Below are 13165 nucleotides of genomic sequence, written 5' to 3'. Positions count from 1 at the left end.
ACGCAACGTTGGCTGCCGCTTAACCCATTATTCTTCGCTGAACCACTCGCTATTTTCCTGACGAATCAACAAAACCGACTCGCTAATTTCATGCAGGTGAATATTCATCGCCTTTTCTACGGCATCAAGATCGCGTTTTTCCAGCGCCTGAAAAATATCGAGATGCTGACGCAGCAGCATATCGGGCGGAGTCACGTGGTCAAGGCTCATATAGCGTACCCGATCGATGGTCGCCTTGATATTTTCAATGGTGTCCCACGCCAGCTGGCAGTCGGCGATAAGGGATAATTTCTGGTGAAATTCATCATCGAGCTGGAAAAAATCATTGAGCTGCTGACGTTCAACCGCCACCCGCTGCTGGTTGAGGTTTTGTTCCAGCTGATAGAGCTGTTCATCGTTGATCATCGTTCCTGCGCGGCGCACTACCGCGCACTCAATGGCCTGACGTACGAAACAGCCGTTGCGCACCTGGGTCATTGAGATTTTATTCACATAGCTGCCGCGCTGGGGACGGATCTGAATCAACCCGTTTTCCGCTAATTTGATGAAGGCTTCCCGTACCGGCTGGCGCGAAACATCAAACCGCACCGACACCTCTTTCTCTGACAGCGGGGTTCCCGGCGGGATCAGGCAATGGACAATATCCCGACGAAGGATGCGATAGATTTGCTGATTGACGGGCTGGGTCGGATTCAGTTGCGTTTCTGCGGCCATTGATGATTACTTTTTAATGGGTTATGAGCATTATTTTACTCGTTTTTTGCCGTTCCGCCCAGACCTGGCCCGCAGGCCAGGCCGCTGAGGGCGTTAGCCCTGACGATGGACGCTGAGCCCGGCGAAGCTCTGGCTGACCGGCATCATTTCCAGCGTGTTAATGTTGACATGTTTCGGCAGATTCGCGACCCACCACACCGCTTCGGTGACATCTTCCGGCGTCAGCGCCTGGGTGTTCTCGTAAGTTTTACCGGCTTTCGCATCGTCGCCTTTAAAACGGACGTTGGAGAACTCGGTGCCGCCTACCAGGCCCGGCTCGATATCGGTGACGCGAACCGCGGTGCCGTGCAAATCAGTGCGCAGATTCAGGCTGAACTGGCGTACGAAAGCTTTGGTCGCGCCGTAGACGTTGCCGCCGGCGTATGGCCAGCTACCGGCGGTCGAACCGATATTAATAATATGGCCGCGATTACGCTCCACCATTCCCGGCAGCACCGCGCGGGTCATGTACACCAGGCCTTTATTATTGGTATCGATCATGTCTTCCCAGTCTTCGACGCTGGCGCGATGAGCGGGTTCCAGACCCAATGCCAGGCCGGCGTTATTCACCAGAACATCGATAGACTGCCAGTCCGCGGGCAGCCCGGCAATCATCTCTTCGATGGCGGCGCGATTACGCACGTCGAGTTGCGCGGTATACAGGTTATCGCCAAGCTCCTCTTTGAGCGTCTTCAGGCGCTCTTCACGACGCCCGGTGGCGATCACTTTGTGGCCGTTAGCGATAAAACGACGAGTAATACTTTCGCCAAATCCAGCAGTTGCACCAGTCACCAGAATAATCATCTTACTGTTCCTCAAAGCTTTTTGTGTTGTCATAACATAGCACGCGTTAACGCCGCGCGGTAAAGGAAAATCGTATCGTCATCTGTTGGTATAGCGCGCTGGCTGGATAAATCATTGCGGCCAATCAATGAGTTGCCTAATCTTAGTGGATACCCGCGTTCAGGAGAGAATGATGACGGACAATAATCCCTTTTTACACGTCAGCCTGCTGCCGTACCAGGCGCCGCATTTTGATTTGATTGCAGATAGCCATTATCGCCCGGCTTTTGATGAGGGCGTTCGGCGCCAGCGCGAGGAGATTGCGGCAATCGTCAACAATCCGGCGCCGGCGGATTTTGACAATACCCTGGTCGCGCTGGAGCAGAGCGGCCAGCTCCTGGGCCGGGTGACCCGGGTCTTTTTCGCTATGGCCGGGGCGAATACTAATCCGCTGATACAGCAACTGGATGAACAATTCTCCGCCGAGCTCGCCGAGCTTGGCAACGATATCTGGCTCAACGATGCGCTGTACCAGCGAGTCAAACAGGTCTGGCAGCAGCGCGACGCCCTGAATCTGGATCCGGAGTCGCGGCGTCTGCTTGAGGTGAGCTGGCAGCGTTTCCAGCTGGCGGGAGCCGCGCTGGCGCAAGAGCAGAAAACCGCGCTAAAAGCATTGAATACCGAGGAGGCGTCGCTGCAAAGTCAGTTCCAGCAGCGTCTGCTGGCGGCGGTGAAGTCCGGCGGTCTGGTTGTCGATTATCAACACCAGCTCGACGGGCTGGCCGCGGATGAGATTGCCGCCGCCGCCGATGCCGCGCGCGATAAAGGCCTGCAGGACCGTTGGCTGCTGGCGCTGACCAATACCACCCAGCAACCGGCGCTACAGGCCCTTGCCGATCGCCAGACCCGGCACAATCTATTCACTGCAGGCTGGACGCGTAACCAGAAGGGCGATGCCAACGACACCCGTGAACTGGTTTTGCGGCTGGCGGAAATCCGCGCACGTAAGGCCGCATTGCTCGGCGTCGCCGATTACGCGAGCTGGTCGATGGCTGACCAGATGGCGAAAACGCCGTCTGAGGCTTTGGCTTTTATGCGCCGCATCGCGCCGGCGGCCCGCCGTCGCGCCGAACAGGAGCTTGCCGACATCCAGCAGGTTATTGATGAAGAGGGCGGCGATTTTCAGGCCGCGGCCTGGGACTGGTTATATTACGGCGAGCAGGTGCGGCGCGCTAAATTCGCCATCGATGAAGCGCAGCTAAAACCCTATTTCGCCCTGGATCGGGTGCTGGAAGATGGCGTGTTCTGGACCGCCTCCCAACTGTTTGGCATTCGTTTTGTCGAACGTTTTGATATTCCGCTTTACCATCCCGATGTACGGGTATGGGAAATCTTTGATGCCAACGGCGAAGGAATGGCGCTGTTTTACGGCGACTACTTCTCGCGTGACAGCAAAAGCGGCGGCGCCTGGATGGATGTGTTTGTCGAGCAATCGACGCTGCGTGCCCAGCGTCCGGTGATTTACAACGTTTGCAACTACCAGAAACCAAAAGCCGGCGGCTGCGCGCTGCTATCGTGGGATGACGTCATCACGCTGTTCCACGAATTTGGCCATGCGCTGCACGGCCTGTTCGCTAACCAGCGCTATGCGAGTCTTTCAGGCACCAATACGCCGCGTGATTTCGTGGAATTCCCGTCGCAGATTTATGAACATTGGGCCAGCGAGCCGCAGGTGTTCGCCCATTATGCGAAGCACTACCAGACCGGCGAAGCCATGCCCGATGATCTGCGCGACAGCATGTTCCGCGCCTCAACGTTCAATAAGGGTTATGACATGAGCGAACTGCTGGCGGCGGCGCTGCTTGACATGCGCTGGCACAGCGTCACCCCGCAGGCGCTGCCGCAGGATGTCGATGCTTTTGAACAGCAATCGCTGCGCGAGGAGCAGATGGATCTGGCGGCAGTTCCGCCGCGCTATCGCAGCAGCTATTTCTCGCATATTTTCGGCGGCGGTTATGCGGCGGGCTACTATGCCTATTTGTGGACGCAAATGCTTGCCGACGATGGTTATCAGTGGTTTGTCGAGCAGGGGGGATTAACCCGGGAAAACGGTCAACGTTTCCGCGAGGCGATTTTGTCGCGCGGTAATAGCTGCGATCTCGAAGCGCTGTATCGCGACTGGCGCGGGCACGATCCGCTGATCGAGCCGATGTTGAAAAATCGCGGCTTGTAGATACTGTGCTATTCGTCGCCGCCCGGTTTTTTCCCCGAGGCGGCGCATCGCGTCTTGTCCGGCTACCAAATAGCGCGGCATCCCACTGTAACCAATGTACATTTTGCGACCATTCTCAACGCCCTGAGCAACAAATAAGAGTTGTTAAGATTCACAATTCCACTTTTTTCCTTCATCATTTGTCGGCCTTTACTACTAATAATGCGTGCTTACAAAGTGCAATTCGTTTTTTTTTATACTCCAGGCCGCTATGAACTATAAAAAAGTACATACGACGATTTTTTTTCCTGCGGCGCTTCAGCGTGGCCAGGGACTTGTTCAATGACATTTTTGACCCCACTCGGGAGGAACACAGTGCACCCGTTAATTAAGGTCATGCTGGTGGGCGGCAAAGCAGATGGTCTGCTGGTTAGCGTCGCCGACACCGCGACGGAAGTTTCCGTCACTCCTGCGCAGTACGGCGCGCCATCCGGACAGCCGTTGAACTACCGGGTCGTGTCGCAGGTTATTGATGATGAACGCCTGTTTTTCGGCGTATTTAGTGATTCACATCTGGATGCCGATAAACTCGCCAGAGTCGCGCTAACGCGCGGGATGAAAAAATCGCTCAGTTGAGCATCGGCGCGCCAGAGGAAAGGTATGATTAACCGCATTCGTATTAACAATTTCCGTTCAGTCAGGGCGATTGAACTGGAACTCGGGCCGCTAAATATCGTGTTTGGCCCCAACGGTTGCGGAAAATCGAACATCTACAAAGCGATTCACCTGTTAACCGCCTCGGCCAGCGGCCAGTTTTCCAGCTATGTCAGCGAGGAGGGTGGGCTTGAGAATATCATGTGGTCGGGGAAACAGGCGCCGACCGACCGCCACCCACGGCGTCTGCAAATCGCCTGCCTGACCGACGAATTTGAATACGAATTGCAGGTCGGGTTTCCGGAAAAACTGCCGTACCCAACGCAATTCATGCTTGACCCGATCGTTAAAGAAGAGAATATCTGGCTATCGGGTTTTAACCGCCGGCCATCGTCACGGGTACTGCAACGAAAAAACCAGGCGGCGTTTCTGGTTGATGTCAATGGCGAAAAAAGTACCTTCACCGATACTATTTACGAAAACGAGTCTATTTTCGGCCAGCTAGGCGAACCGCATCGTTTCCCGGAAGTGTCGCGCGTGCGGGAGACCATGCGCCGCTGGCGTTTTTACCATGAGTTTGCCATCGGCAGGCTTTCACCGCTCCGCCAGCCGACGGTCGGCTACCGTTCACCGGTGCTCGATAGCGATGGCGGCAATCTGGCGGCGGCCTTTCAGACTATCGTCGAAATCGGCGCTGAGGAGTTGCTGCACGAAATCCTCGGCGAAGCGTTCCCCGACTGTACCTTTTTCTGCGAGAACGACAACTCGCGTTTCGTGATGAAGATGCGCCGGGAGGGGATTTATCGGCCGCTGCTGGCGGCGGAGATGTCTGACGGCACCCTGCGTTTTTTGTGCCTGGCGGTCGCGTTACTCAGCCCACGGCCACCGGCGTTTCTCGCCATTAATGAGCCGGAAAACAGCCTGCATCGCCAGATGTTCCCGGCGCTGGCGCGTCTGATTGTCGAAGCGTCACGCTATAGCCAGATCTGGCTTACCAGCCACTCGGCAGAACTGGCGCAATTGATCTCAGCGCGAGCGGAGTGCCGCCTCTACGAACTGGAGAATAGCGGCGGGCAAACGCAAATCAAAGCGGCGTCTCCGTCATCCGTGACGGAAGGATAATCTCAGGACGCATTGTTATACTCTGCTGTAGGCAGCAGTGTCTTACTACCTTTTAAGGTAAATAGCGATATCAGGGTAAAGCTCAGGGTGATTGAGCCGAGGATCAGGTAGGCCTGGTGAAAACCTACGGTGTCGTACATCCGTCCCACCCAAGCCGATAGCACTACCCCGGAAAGCTGTTTCGACAGGTTAAAGCCGATTAAAAATAGGGTGGCGGAAAGCTTAGGGTTAAATGCGGAAGAAATATATTTGAAAGTGCCGACCAGCAGGAACGGTAATTCAAACATATGCAGCATTTTTAAAATGACCACTTCCACCGCCGAAGTCGCAAAAGAAGATCCGAGGATGCGCATCGACATAATTATGCCGGCGGTCAGCAGGGCGTTTTTCGCGCCGATGCGGTTAATAATTGCCGGTGCGCAGAACATAATCAGCGCGTTGAGTAATTCACCGCCGGTGGTGACAAAGCCGAAGACCTCGGTTCCACGCTGCGGCGTGGCGAAAAAGCCTTTAAAAAAGTTAGCGAACTGCTGGTCGAAAACGTCATAGACGCTGGCGACGCCTACCACATAAATAATAAATCCCCAGAAGCGCGGCATTCGCAGCAGTTCGGCCGCCGTACGCAGTGAAAAGGCCTGGCGGTTGGCGCCGATGGCGTCGATAACCTGCGCGCTGCTGCTGGCCTCCGGGCGCGATAGCCATAACAACACGCCAAGCACCAGCGCAAAACCGGAGGCTATCCAGAAGGTAATGTTAGGGTCGATACCGAACAAGATGCCGGTAATTGACGCGCACAGCGCCCAGCCGACGCAGCCGGAGACGCGTACTTTGCCGTATTCGAAACGGTTGGCGCGGCTGACGCGTTCAATATAGGCCTCGACCGCGCCGGAACCGCTGGAAAACACTACGCCTAAATAAATACCTCCCACCAGCGCGCCGGCAATAATGTTCATTTGCAGCAGCGGCGAGAAGACAAAAATAAAGAACGGGGCGAACAAAATAAGCAGTACGGTAATGGTCCACAGCAGATGTTTACGCAGCCCGAGCTTATCGGAAATCAGACCAAACACCGGTTGGAATATTATCGCGAACAGCGAAATGGAGGAGAAAACAATCCCCGTTTCGGTTTTCGTTAAATGATTTACTTCCGCCAGCCACACCGGAAAAAAGGGAAAGTAAGCCGACATAATGAAATAGTAAAAGAAAAAGAACAGCATGAAATAGATAAAATTATGCCGTTCGCGGGGCGTGAGTTCAGAGAGTTTCATATCTTATTATACCTGTGCGGTGGGGGCCGAAGCCCCCGTTATTATTGACAATGAAGCGTAACCTGATAGTGCCATTGGGCCTCGAGCAGCAGCCACCGTGACAGAACGCTTGGTGTCCAGGAATCATCGCCGCCAACGCCCATATGCTGGCCGTCGAGCGTGATCCAGACGCCTTTTTCCGGCGTCATACGATGCCAGTGATCGGTCGTCATCAGCTGTTCCGTACTGTACGGCTGCACCGAGAAGTGGAACTGGCCTGCGACGTGCCAGCATCCCCAGTTCAGCGCTTTGCAATCGCAGCGCAGACCGTTTTCGCTGGGGAAGATATAGGGCGTGCTCATCTCGCGCAGCGGCTGTTGCCAGCGCGAAAAACAGGCGCTGCTTTTGCGATCCGGATAGTTTTCGTGCGGCCCTAATCCCAACCAGCTGACTTCGGCATGTTGATCGGCGACCTGGAAGCGCAGCCCGACGCGCGCCAGCGGCGGTAACGTTGCGGAACGTTCGCCATCAACGGTGATCTGGAGCCCGCCGTCGGCCGTGAAGGTCATGCGCCAGTGGCTGGCAATGACCGTCTCCTCGCCGCGCAGATAGTGCCAGTGGCTATCAACGATCACCTCCCGCGCCAGCTGCTGCGCCTCGCATTTCACGCAGCGGGTCGTCAACGAATACAGACTGGCGCTCTTCCAGCGCTCGACCCAGGCGTTCGGATCGATACGTTCGACTTCGCTGACGCCAATATCATTGTCCAGCGGCGCACGGACAAACTGATCCGCCATCGGGGTAAGCAACTGCTGTTTGCCCGCGGCATACCATTCGCTTAAACGTCCGCTCTGACGATCGATAACCCAGCGCTGGGATCCGACGCTGACCTGATAGAACGTGGGTTCGATTGTCAGGACCGGCGCCGGGCCTTCAGCGGAGGTCTCAGATAGCGCCAGCGGCGCGGCAAGCGCTAGCTGCTGCCAGGCGACGCGGTGACCGGGCTCAGACCATGACGTCGCCTGCGGCTGGATCACTTCGAGCTGCAGCCAGACATCGCGGGCGCCGCGCGGCAGGGCCAGGCTGTCGCTAAGAATCAATTCCGCCCGTTCTTGCGGCTGCAGCGCCAGCGCTAAGTCGCCGTTGGCTATCGTTTCTCCGCCGCACTCTACGCGCCAGCGCAGCGTTTCGTTATCGGTGGCGCGGAACAGGTATTCGCTGGTGATAGCAATCCGCAGCGGATTTTGCTCCAACAAAGCGAACTGGAAATACTGTTGCGCATGTTTGGCCTCGATAAGCGAAGGATGGGCGCGCCGGTCGGGGAATACCAGGCCATTCATGCAGAACTGCCGGTCGTTAGGTTTATCGCCGAAATCGCCGCCATAGGCCCAGCCGACGCTACCATCCGGGAACGTTTTCTCGATTGCCTGGTCGGCCCAATCCCAGATAAAACCGCCCTGCAGGCGAGGATAGTCGCGGAAAGCCTGCCAGTAATCGGCGAAATTGCCCAGGCTATTGCCCATCGCGTGGGCGTATTCGCAGAGGATCAGCGGGCGTTGTTCGCCGGGCATCCCGATCCACTTCTTGATCGACCATTTGGGTACCGCCGGGAACGGCTGGTCGCGCTCGACGCGGGCGTACATCGGGCAGATAATATCGGTGGCGCTGCTGTCGGCGCCGCCGCCTTCATACTGTACCGGACGCGAAGGGTCGTTATGCTTCAACCACTGGTACATGGCCTGATGGTTGTCGCCGCAGCCGGACTCATTACCCAGCGACCAGATAATGATCGAGGGATGATTGCGGTTGCTCTGCACCATACGGGTGACGCGCGCGCTGTAAGCGGCAAGCCAGGCCGGATCGTCAGACAGCCGATTCATCGGTACCATGCCGTGAGTTTCGATATTGGCTTCGTCCACCACGTACAGGCCGTAGCGGTTGCATAGCTCGTACCAGCGCGGGGCGTTGGGGTAGTGCGAACAGCGCACGGCGTTGAAATTGTTCTGCTTCATCAGCAGAATGTCCTGCACCATATCCTCTTCGTTGACCACCTGGCCGCGCTGATGATGATGTTCGTGGCGGTTGACGCCGCGAATCAATAGCGGCTTGCCGTTGAGCAACAGTAGCCCGTCGCGGATTTCTACCTGGCGAAAACCAATATCCCAGCCTTCCGCTTCAAGCAACGTCTCGCCGCGCCATAGCGATACCACCGCGCGGTAACAATGCGGCTGCTCGGCGCTCCACAATTGCGGGCGCTCAATATCGAGATTGACAATTGCCCGCTCGCCGTAGCTGCCGCGTTCATCGATAATCGGCGTACCCAGCGGCTGGCGCTGGCTGGCAAGGCGCGTTTTGCCATCCCACAGCGCGACGTCAATTTCCAGCGCCGCCAGCGCTTTAGGCGCGGCCTCGACGCTAAGCTTGACCCGCAATTGCGCGTCGCGATATAGAGCATCGAGCTGCGGGGTTAATTGCACATCGCTGAGGCGGACCTGCGGTTTATGCAGTAACCACACCGAACGGAAGATACCGCTCATGCGCCACATATCCTGATCTTCAAGCCAACTGCCCGCGCTCCAGCGCATCACCATCACGCACAGGCGGTTGGCGCCTTGTTGCAGAAACGGGCTTAAATCAAAGGCGGCGGGAAGACGGCTATCCTGGGAGTAGCCGACCCACTCGCCGTTGCACCACAGATGAAACGCGGAGTTAACGCCGTCAAAGATAATTTGCGTTTGCCCTTCGACCCGCCACGCCTCATCGACGGTCAACTGTAGCGAATAGCAGCCGGTAGGGTTGTCTTCGGGCACCCGCGGCGGCACGGTATCAATCGGATAGCGGACGTTGCTGTAAATCGGCGCGTCATAGCCCTCCATTTGCCAGTTTGAAGGCACCGGCGTCGGGCGGCTGTCGGGCAGGTCATGCTGCAGCCAGTTGGCATCCACCTGAAACGGACTACGGGCATAGGAAAATTGCCATTCGCCGTCCAGCTGACGGCGGCGGTCGGAAGGGCGGTTGTCGCGCGCCGCATCGGCGTCGCGCCAGCTGGCAAAAGAGGGATGGGCGGGCAGGCGGTTGAGGTGAGTGATAGTCTGGTTTTGCCAGTCCTCGCGGGCCAGAACTTCGTGAAAAGCGGGGCCGCGAGCGGCGCCTGAATCATATCGTTGCATACGCATACCTGACGGATAATGGTAATAAATGTTATTCGCTAAACAATCTCATCGGGTTATCGGGTATTTTCCACAGACCCGCAATGTTGGCGAAAATGAAACCCATTCACGATCACGAATCACGGCGCAAATAGCAGATTTTTGTCGTAAGGAAGACATAAAATGTTAGCGTAAGACATTACGCCGTTTTCACTGACAGGAGTACGCGATGCAGCGCCGTTCAGCCACTTTAGAAGATGTCGCCCGCGAGGCGGGCGTTTCGCAGCAGACGGTGTCGCGGGTGGTGAATAACCCACAGATTGTGGCGCAGCGCACCCGTGAAAAGGTGCTGCGCGCGATGCAGACGCTGCACTATGTACCTAACCGTTCGGCACAGCTATTGGCGGGCAAAGCGGCGGCATCGATAGGGCTTATCACCGCGTCGTTGACCTTACACGCGCCGTCGCAAATTGCCGCGGCGGTGAAAAGGTATGCCGGTGAGCAGGGGCTGGAGGTCGCCATCGCCATGCCGGCGCAAAGTGATTACCCGGCGCTGCAGGCGCGGCTGGATGAGTTTCGCGCCCAGCATATTCGAGGCACCATTATCAGCCTGCCGCTGGAGAGCAGCGTCGCCGAACGGCTGGCGGCGGAAAATACGGATATCGCCTGTTTGTTTCTCGATGTCTCGCCGGAGACAGATGTCTCCTGCGTGCGTTTCGATCATCGCGATGGCTGCGGCGCCTGCGTGCGCCACCTTTGGGAATTAGGGCACCGCGAGTTTGGCCTGTTGGCCGGGCCGGAAAGCTCGGTGTCGGCGCGGATGCGCCTCGGCAGCTGGCGCGAGACGCTGCACCGGCTTGGGGTCAGTCAATCGATCACGGTGTTCGGCGACTGGAGCGCCGCCAGCGGCTGGCAAAAAACCTTCGAGTTGCTGCATAAAAAACCGAAATTAAGCGCGATCGTGGTCGCCAACGATCAGATGGCGCTCGGGGTGCTAAGCGCGCTGGCGCAGCTTAATCGACGCGGCAGCCAGGCGATTTCGGTGACCGGCTATGACGATACGGCCGATAGCCTTTACTTCCAGCCGCCGCTTACCACCGTCGCCCAGGATTTTGATCTGTTAGGCCGACGGGCGGTGGAATTACTGATGCAGCAGATGGCTGCGCCGACCGGCCGCCTGCGCGAACTGCTGCCGGCGCGGCTGGTGGTACGTCAGTCGACGTGGCCGCTCGCGACGCAGGACAATACCGCGCCGCTGATCGCTGAACTAAAAGCGCTGGTGGAGAAGCTATGAGTACGTCTGCTGTTTAAGATTTATTGAACAAGGGCGTGCTAGCCTGCGAGTCAGACGTAGGAAGTCCCGACGCTTTTCTACGAAAACGCTAAATACAATCTACGATCTATCCATGCAAGCATTTATTCACCGCCAGTCACATGGCGGTTTTTTTTTGCCCATTCACCCCAGCCTCGTCGCCTGACGATTTTATTATCTTCTGCTGATTGCCGATAATTTGCGCAGATAACAGCATAAACGCATTGTTTTTCATGGCGTGGGTCTCGGCGCTTCCCCGGGCCGTATTTTTTAAGCCAGCATAAAATGCTGATAGCTATTGGGATGGAAAAAACGGCCAGGGCTAACCATACTGATGACATTGTGACAGGAGGTGGTGCTTTCAATGAACGATGATTTTCAGGCGATTAAGAACGAATTTGCTAAATACGCCGATGCGGCGCAAGGGACCGCGGTGGCTTTCGCCATGTATGAAGATTTAGCCCGACGGCTGGCGAATTACTTTCATAACCTCGATCAGCTCAACAAACGACGTTTTCTGCTGAAGCTGGAAGAGGGAGAACGCGAAATAGGTACCCAGGGCAGCTATGACTGGTATGGGGCGCTGACGCGCTTTTCATCGGCTGCTCATTAATCCCGCCACCTGTTTTTTCGCTTTATTGCAATGAGGCTTTATGAAATTCCCAGGCGTACCGGAAAATGAAGAAGAAAGACTGAAATCGCTGTATCTGGCGGACCTGCTCGATACCCGTGATGATGAGCGTTTCGAACGCCTCACCCGGCTGGCTAAAAGAATTTTTCAGGTGCCGGTGGTACTCATCAGCCTGCTCGACCGTGAACGGCAGTGGCTGCTCGCCTGTCAGGGGTTGGGGATTCGCCAGACCCGGCGCGATATCTCTTTTTGCGCCCACGCCATCTTGCAGGACGGCGCATTCATCGTTAACGATGCGGTTAATGACGATCGTTTTTATGATAACCCGTTGGTGACGGGCGAACCCTATATCCGCTTCTACGCGGGCTATCCTGTCCATCTGCCCGATGGCGCCGTGGCCGGCACGCTATGCCTGATTCATACCACGCCGCGCGAGTTCAATGATGAAGAGATCGCCGTCCTCAAGGATCTGGCGTATATCGTCGAGGATGAGTTTCAGGTGATTGGCATGGCGATGACCGACAGTCTGACCGGCATCGCTAACCGGCGCGGCTTTTACCGTATCGGCGATAAACGTTTCTGTACGCTTACTAGCAACGCAACGCCGTTTAGCCTGGTCTTTTTTGATCTCGATAAATTCAAACCCATTAACGATCTGTGGGGGCATGCGGAAGGTGACGAGGTGCTAAAAACCTTCGCGGCGTTTCTGGCGCAACATCTGCTGCCAGGCGAGGTTGTCGGCCGTTTAGGCGGCGATGAGTTCGCCGCCATCATTACCCGCAACGGGCGTGCCGACACATTCTTGCAAAAGCTGCGTGAGAGTGTCGATCATTACAACCAGACGTCAGGAAAACCCTATAACATTAATTACTCTTACGGCGAGCTACAGAGCGATGTCAGCCGTTATCCGACGCTCGGGGATATGCTCAAACAAAGCGATGAAGTGATGTATTCGCGCAAGCGCAGAAAGACCTTATAAGCGGCAGTAAACAGGCGGTGGGGATGATGTGCCAGACGTTCAAAGAAGTGACTTAACGCAGAACGCCCCCTGGTGCAACAGCAGCAGGGGGCGCTTACGGGTGGGGATTATCGTCGTTCATCAGTCATCCCATTTGTGGCTTAGATACGCGGCCAGAAAACCAAAGAACAGGATGGTTCCCAGTACGGCCATGAAAACATGCATATTTCCCAGCATGATCTACCTCCATCTTATTTATGCGCTAATGTTGTCCTCATTGAACAGGGTTTACGGTTGTTGAATAGATAATATCCTGGTCAATCTAAACAAACGATTAACCAGAA

Annotated in this window: 11 protein-coding genes; 6 read left to right on the top strand and 5 right to left on the bottom strand. The window is 56.1% G+C overall.

The genetic code is table 11. From position 1 onward, the window contains the following. Positions 1 to 27: 27 nt before the first annotated feature. Together AC22LX_RS02795 and ydfG are read right to left on the bottom strand one after the other, a co-directional pair. Positions 28 to 714, bottom strand: coding sequence for a GntR family transcriptional regulator (locus AC22LX_RS02795; protein ID WP_045394600.1), 687 nt, complete (start codon positions 712 to 714; stop codon positions 28 to 30). Between the two features lie 93 nt (positions 715 to 807). Next, positions 808 to 1557 carry a bifunctional NADP-dependent 3-hydroxy acid dehydrogenase/3-hydroxypropionate dehydrogenase YdfG gene (gene ydfG, locus AC22LX_RS02790; protein WP_045394599.1) on the bottom strand — a complete coding sequence of 250 codons (750 nt, stop codon included), beginning with the start codon at positions 1555 to 1557 and terminating at the stop codon, positions 808 to 810. Positions 1558 to 1729: 172 nt separating this feature from the next. On the opposite strand from ydfG, the gene dcp reads away from it, so the two are divergent. The 3 genes from dcp to AC22LX_RS02775 all read left to right on the top strand — a co-directional run bounded on the left by dcp (position 1730) and on the right by AC22LX_RS02775 (position 5524). Next, entirely contained in the window at positions 1730 to 3769 is a 2040-nt protein-coding gene (dcp, locus tag AC22LX_RS02785) for a peptidyl-dipeptidase Dcp (RefSeq protein WP_045394597.1), read from the top strand. Between the two features lie 354 nt (positions 3770 to 4123). Then, complete coding sequence (locus AC22LX_RS02780) at positions 4124 to 4384, top strand: hypothetical protein (protein ID WP_045394594.1); 261 nt, start codon at positions 4124 to 4126, stop codon at positions 4382 to 4384. Positions 4385 to 4408: 24 nt separating this feature from the next. Continuing rightward, on the top strand, positions 4409 to 5524 hold the full coding sequence (locus tag AC22LX_RS02775) for an AAA family ATPase (RefSeq protein WP_045394592.1): 1116 nt from the start codon (positions 4409 to 4411) through the stop codon (positions 5522 to 5524). 2 nt (positions 5525 to 5526) lie between these two features. Here the strand turns inward: AC22LX_RS02775 and AC22LX_RS02770 are convergent, their stop codons facing one another. Together AC22LX_RS02770 and AC22LX_RS02765 are read right to left on the bottom strand one after the other, a co-directional pair. Further along, positions 5527 to 6792, bottom strand: coding sequence for an MFS transporter (locus tag AC22LX_RS02770; RefSeq protein WP_045394589.1), 1266 nt, complete (start codon positions 6790 to 6792; stop codon positions 5527 to 5529). A gap of 41 nt (positions 6793 to 6833) precedes the next feature. Next, positions 6834 to 9941: a beta-galactosidase gene (locus AC22LX_RS02765; RefSeq protein WP_063447030.1), complete on the bottom strand. Its 3108-nt coding sequence runs from the start codon at positions 9939 to 9941 to the stop codon at positions 6834 to 6836. 208 nt (positions 9942 to 10149) lie between these two features. Here AC22LX_RS02765 and AC22LX_RS02760 point away from each other — a divergent pair, with 208 nt between their 5' ends. From AC22LX_RS02760 to AC22LX_RS02750, 3 genes are all read left to right on the top strand, one after another. Beyond that, positions 10150 to 11214 (top strand): LacI family DNA-binding transcriptional regulator, encoded by a 1065-nt coding sequence (locus tag AC22LX_RS02760; RefSeq protein WP_045394586.1) that lies wholly within the window; start codon positions 10150 to 10152, stop codon positions 11212 to 11214. Positions 11215 to 11596: 382 nt separating this feature from the next. Next, on the top strand, positions 11597 to 11845 hold the full coding sequence (locus AC22LX_RS02755; RefSeq protein ID WP_045394583.1) for a hypothetical protein: 249 nt from the start codon (positions 11597 to 11599) through the stop codon (positions 11843 to 11845). Positions 11846 to 11885: 40 nt separating this feature from the next. Beyond that, complete coding sequence (locus AC22LX_RS02750) at positions 11886 to 12842, top strand: sensor domain-containing diguanylate cyclase (RefSeq protein ID WP_049061851.1); 957 nt, start codon at positions 11886 to 11888, stop codon at positions 12840 to 12842. A gap of 120 nt (positions 12843 to 12962) precedes the next feature. Here AC22LX_RS02750 and mgtS read toward each other — a convergent pair whose 3' ends face one another. Continuing rightward, positions 12963 to 13058 (bottom strand): protein MgtS, encoded by a 96-nt coding sequence (gene mgtS, locus AC22LX_RS02745; RefSeq protein WP_004102377.1) that lies wholly within the window; start codon positions 13056 to 13058, stop codon positions 12963 to 12965. Positions 13059 to 13165 lie beyond the last annotated feature (107 nt).

This window comes from Klebsiella sp. PK01 (genome assembly GCF_057624675.1).
This window is presented reverse-complemented; position numbering and strand designations above follow the sequence as displayed.

Excerpts from the sequence above, each read along its gene's own strand:
- AC22LX_RS02795 (WP_045394600.1), bottom strand. The coding sequence starts at position 714 with ATGGCCGCAGAAACGCAACTGAATCCGACCCAGCCCGTCAATCAGCAA.
- ydfG (WP_045394599.1), bottom strand. The coding sequence starts at position 1,557 with ATGATTATTCTGGTGACTGGTGCAACTGCTGGATTTGGCGAAAGTATT.
- AC22LX_RS02755 (WP_045394583.1), top strand. The coding sequence starts at position 11,597 with ATGAACGATGATTTTCAGGCGATTAAGAACGAATTTGCTAAATACGCC.
- AC22LX_RS02765 (WP_063447030.1), bottom strand. The coding sequence starts at position 9,941 with ATGCAACGATATGATTCAGGCGCCGCTCGCGGCCCCGCTTTTCACGAA.
- AC22LX_RS02750 (WP_049061851.1), top strand. The coding sequence starts at position 11,886 with ATGAAATTCCCAGGCGTACCGGAAAATGAAGAAGAAAGACTGAAATCG.
- AC22LX_RS02775 (WP_045394592.1), top strand. The coding sequence starts at position 4,409 with ATGATTAACCGCATTCGTATTAACAATTTCCGTTCAGTCAGGGCGATT.
- mgtS (WP_004102377.1), bottom strand. The coding sequence starts at position 13,058 with ATGCTGGGAAATATGCATGTTTTCATGGCCGTACTGGGAACCATCCTG.
- AC22LX_RS02760 (WP_045394586.1), top strand. The coding sequence starts at position 10,150 with ATGCAGCGCCGTTCAGCCACTTTAGAAGATGTCGCCCGCGAGGCGGGC.
- AC22LX_RS02770 (WP_045394589.1), bottom strand. The coding sequence starts at position 6,792 with ATGAAACTCTCTGAACTCACGCCCCGCGAACGGCATAATTTTATCTAT.
- dcp (WP_045394597.1), top strand. The coding sequence starts at position 1,730 with ATGACGGACAATAATCCCTTTTTACACGTCAGCCTGCTGCCGTACCAG.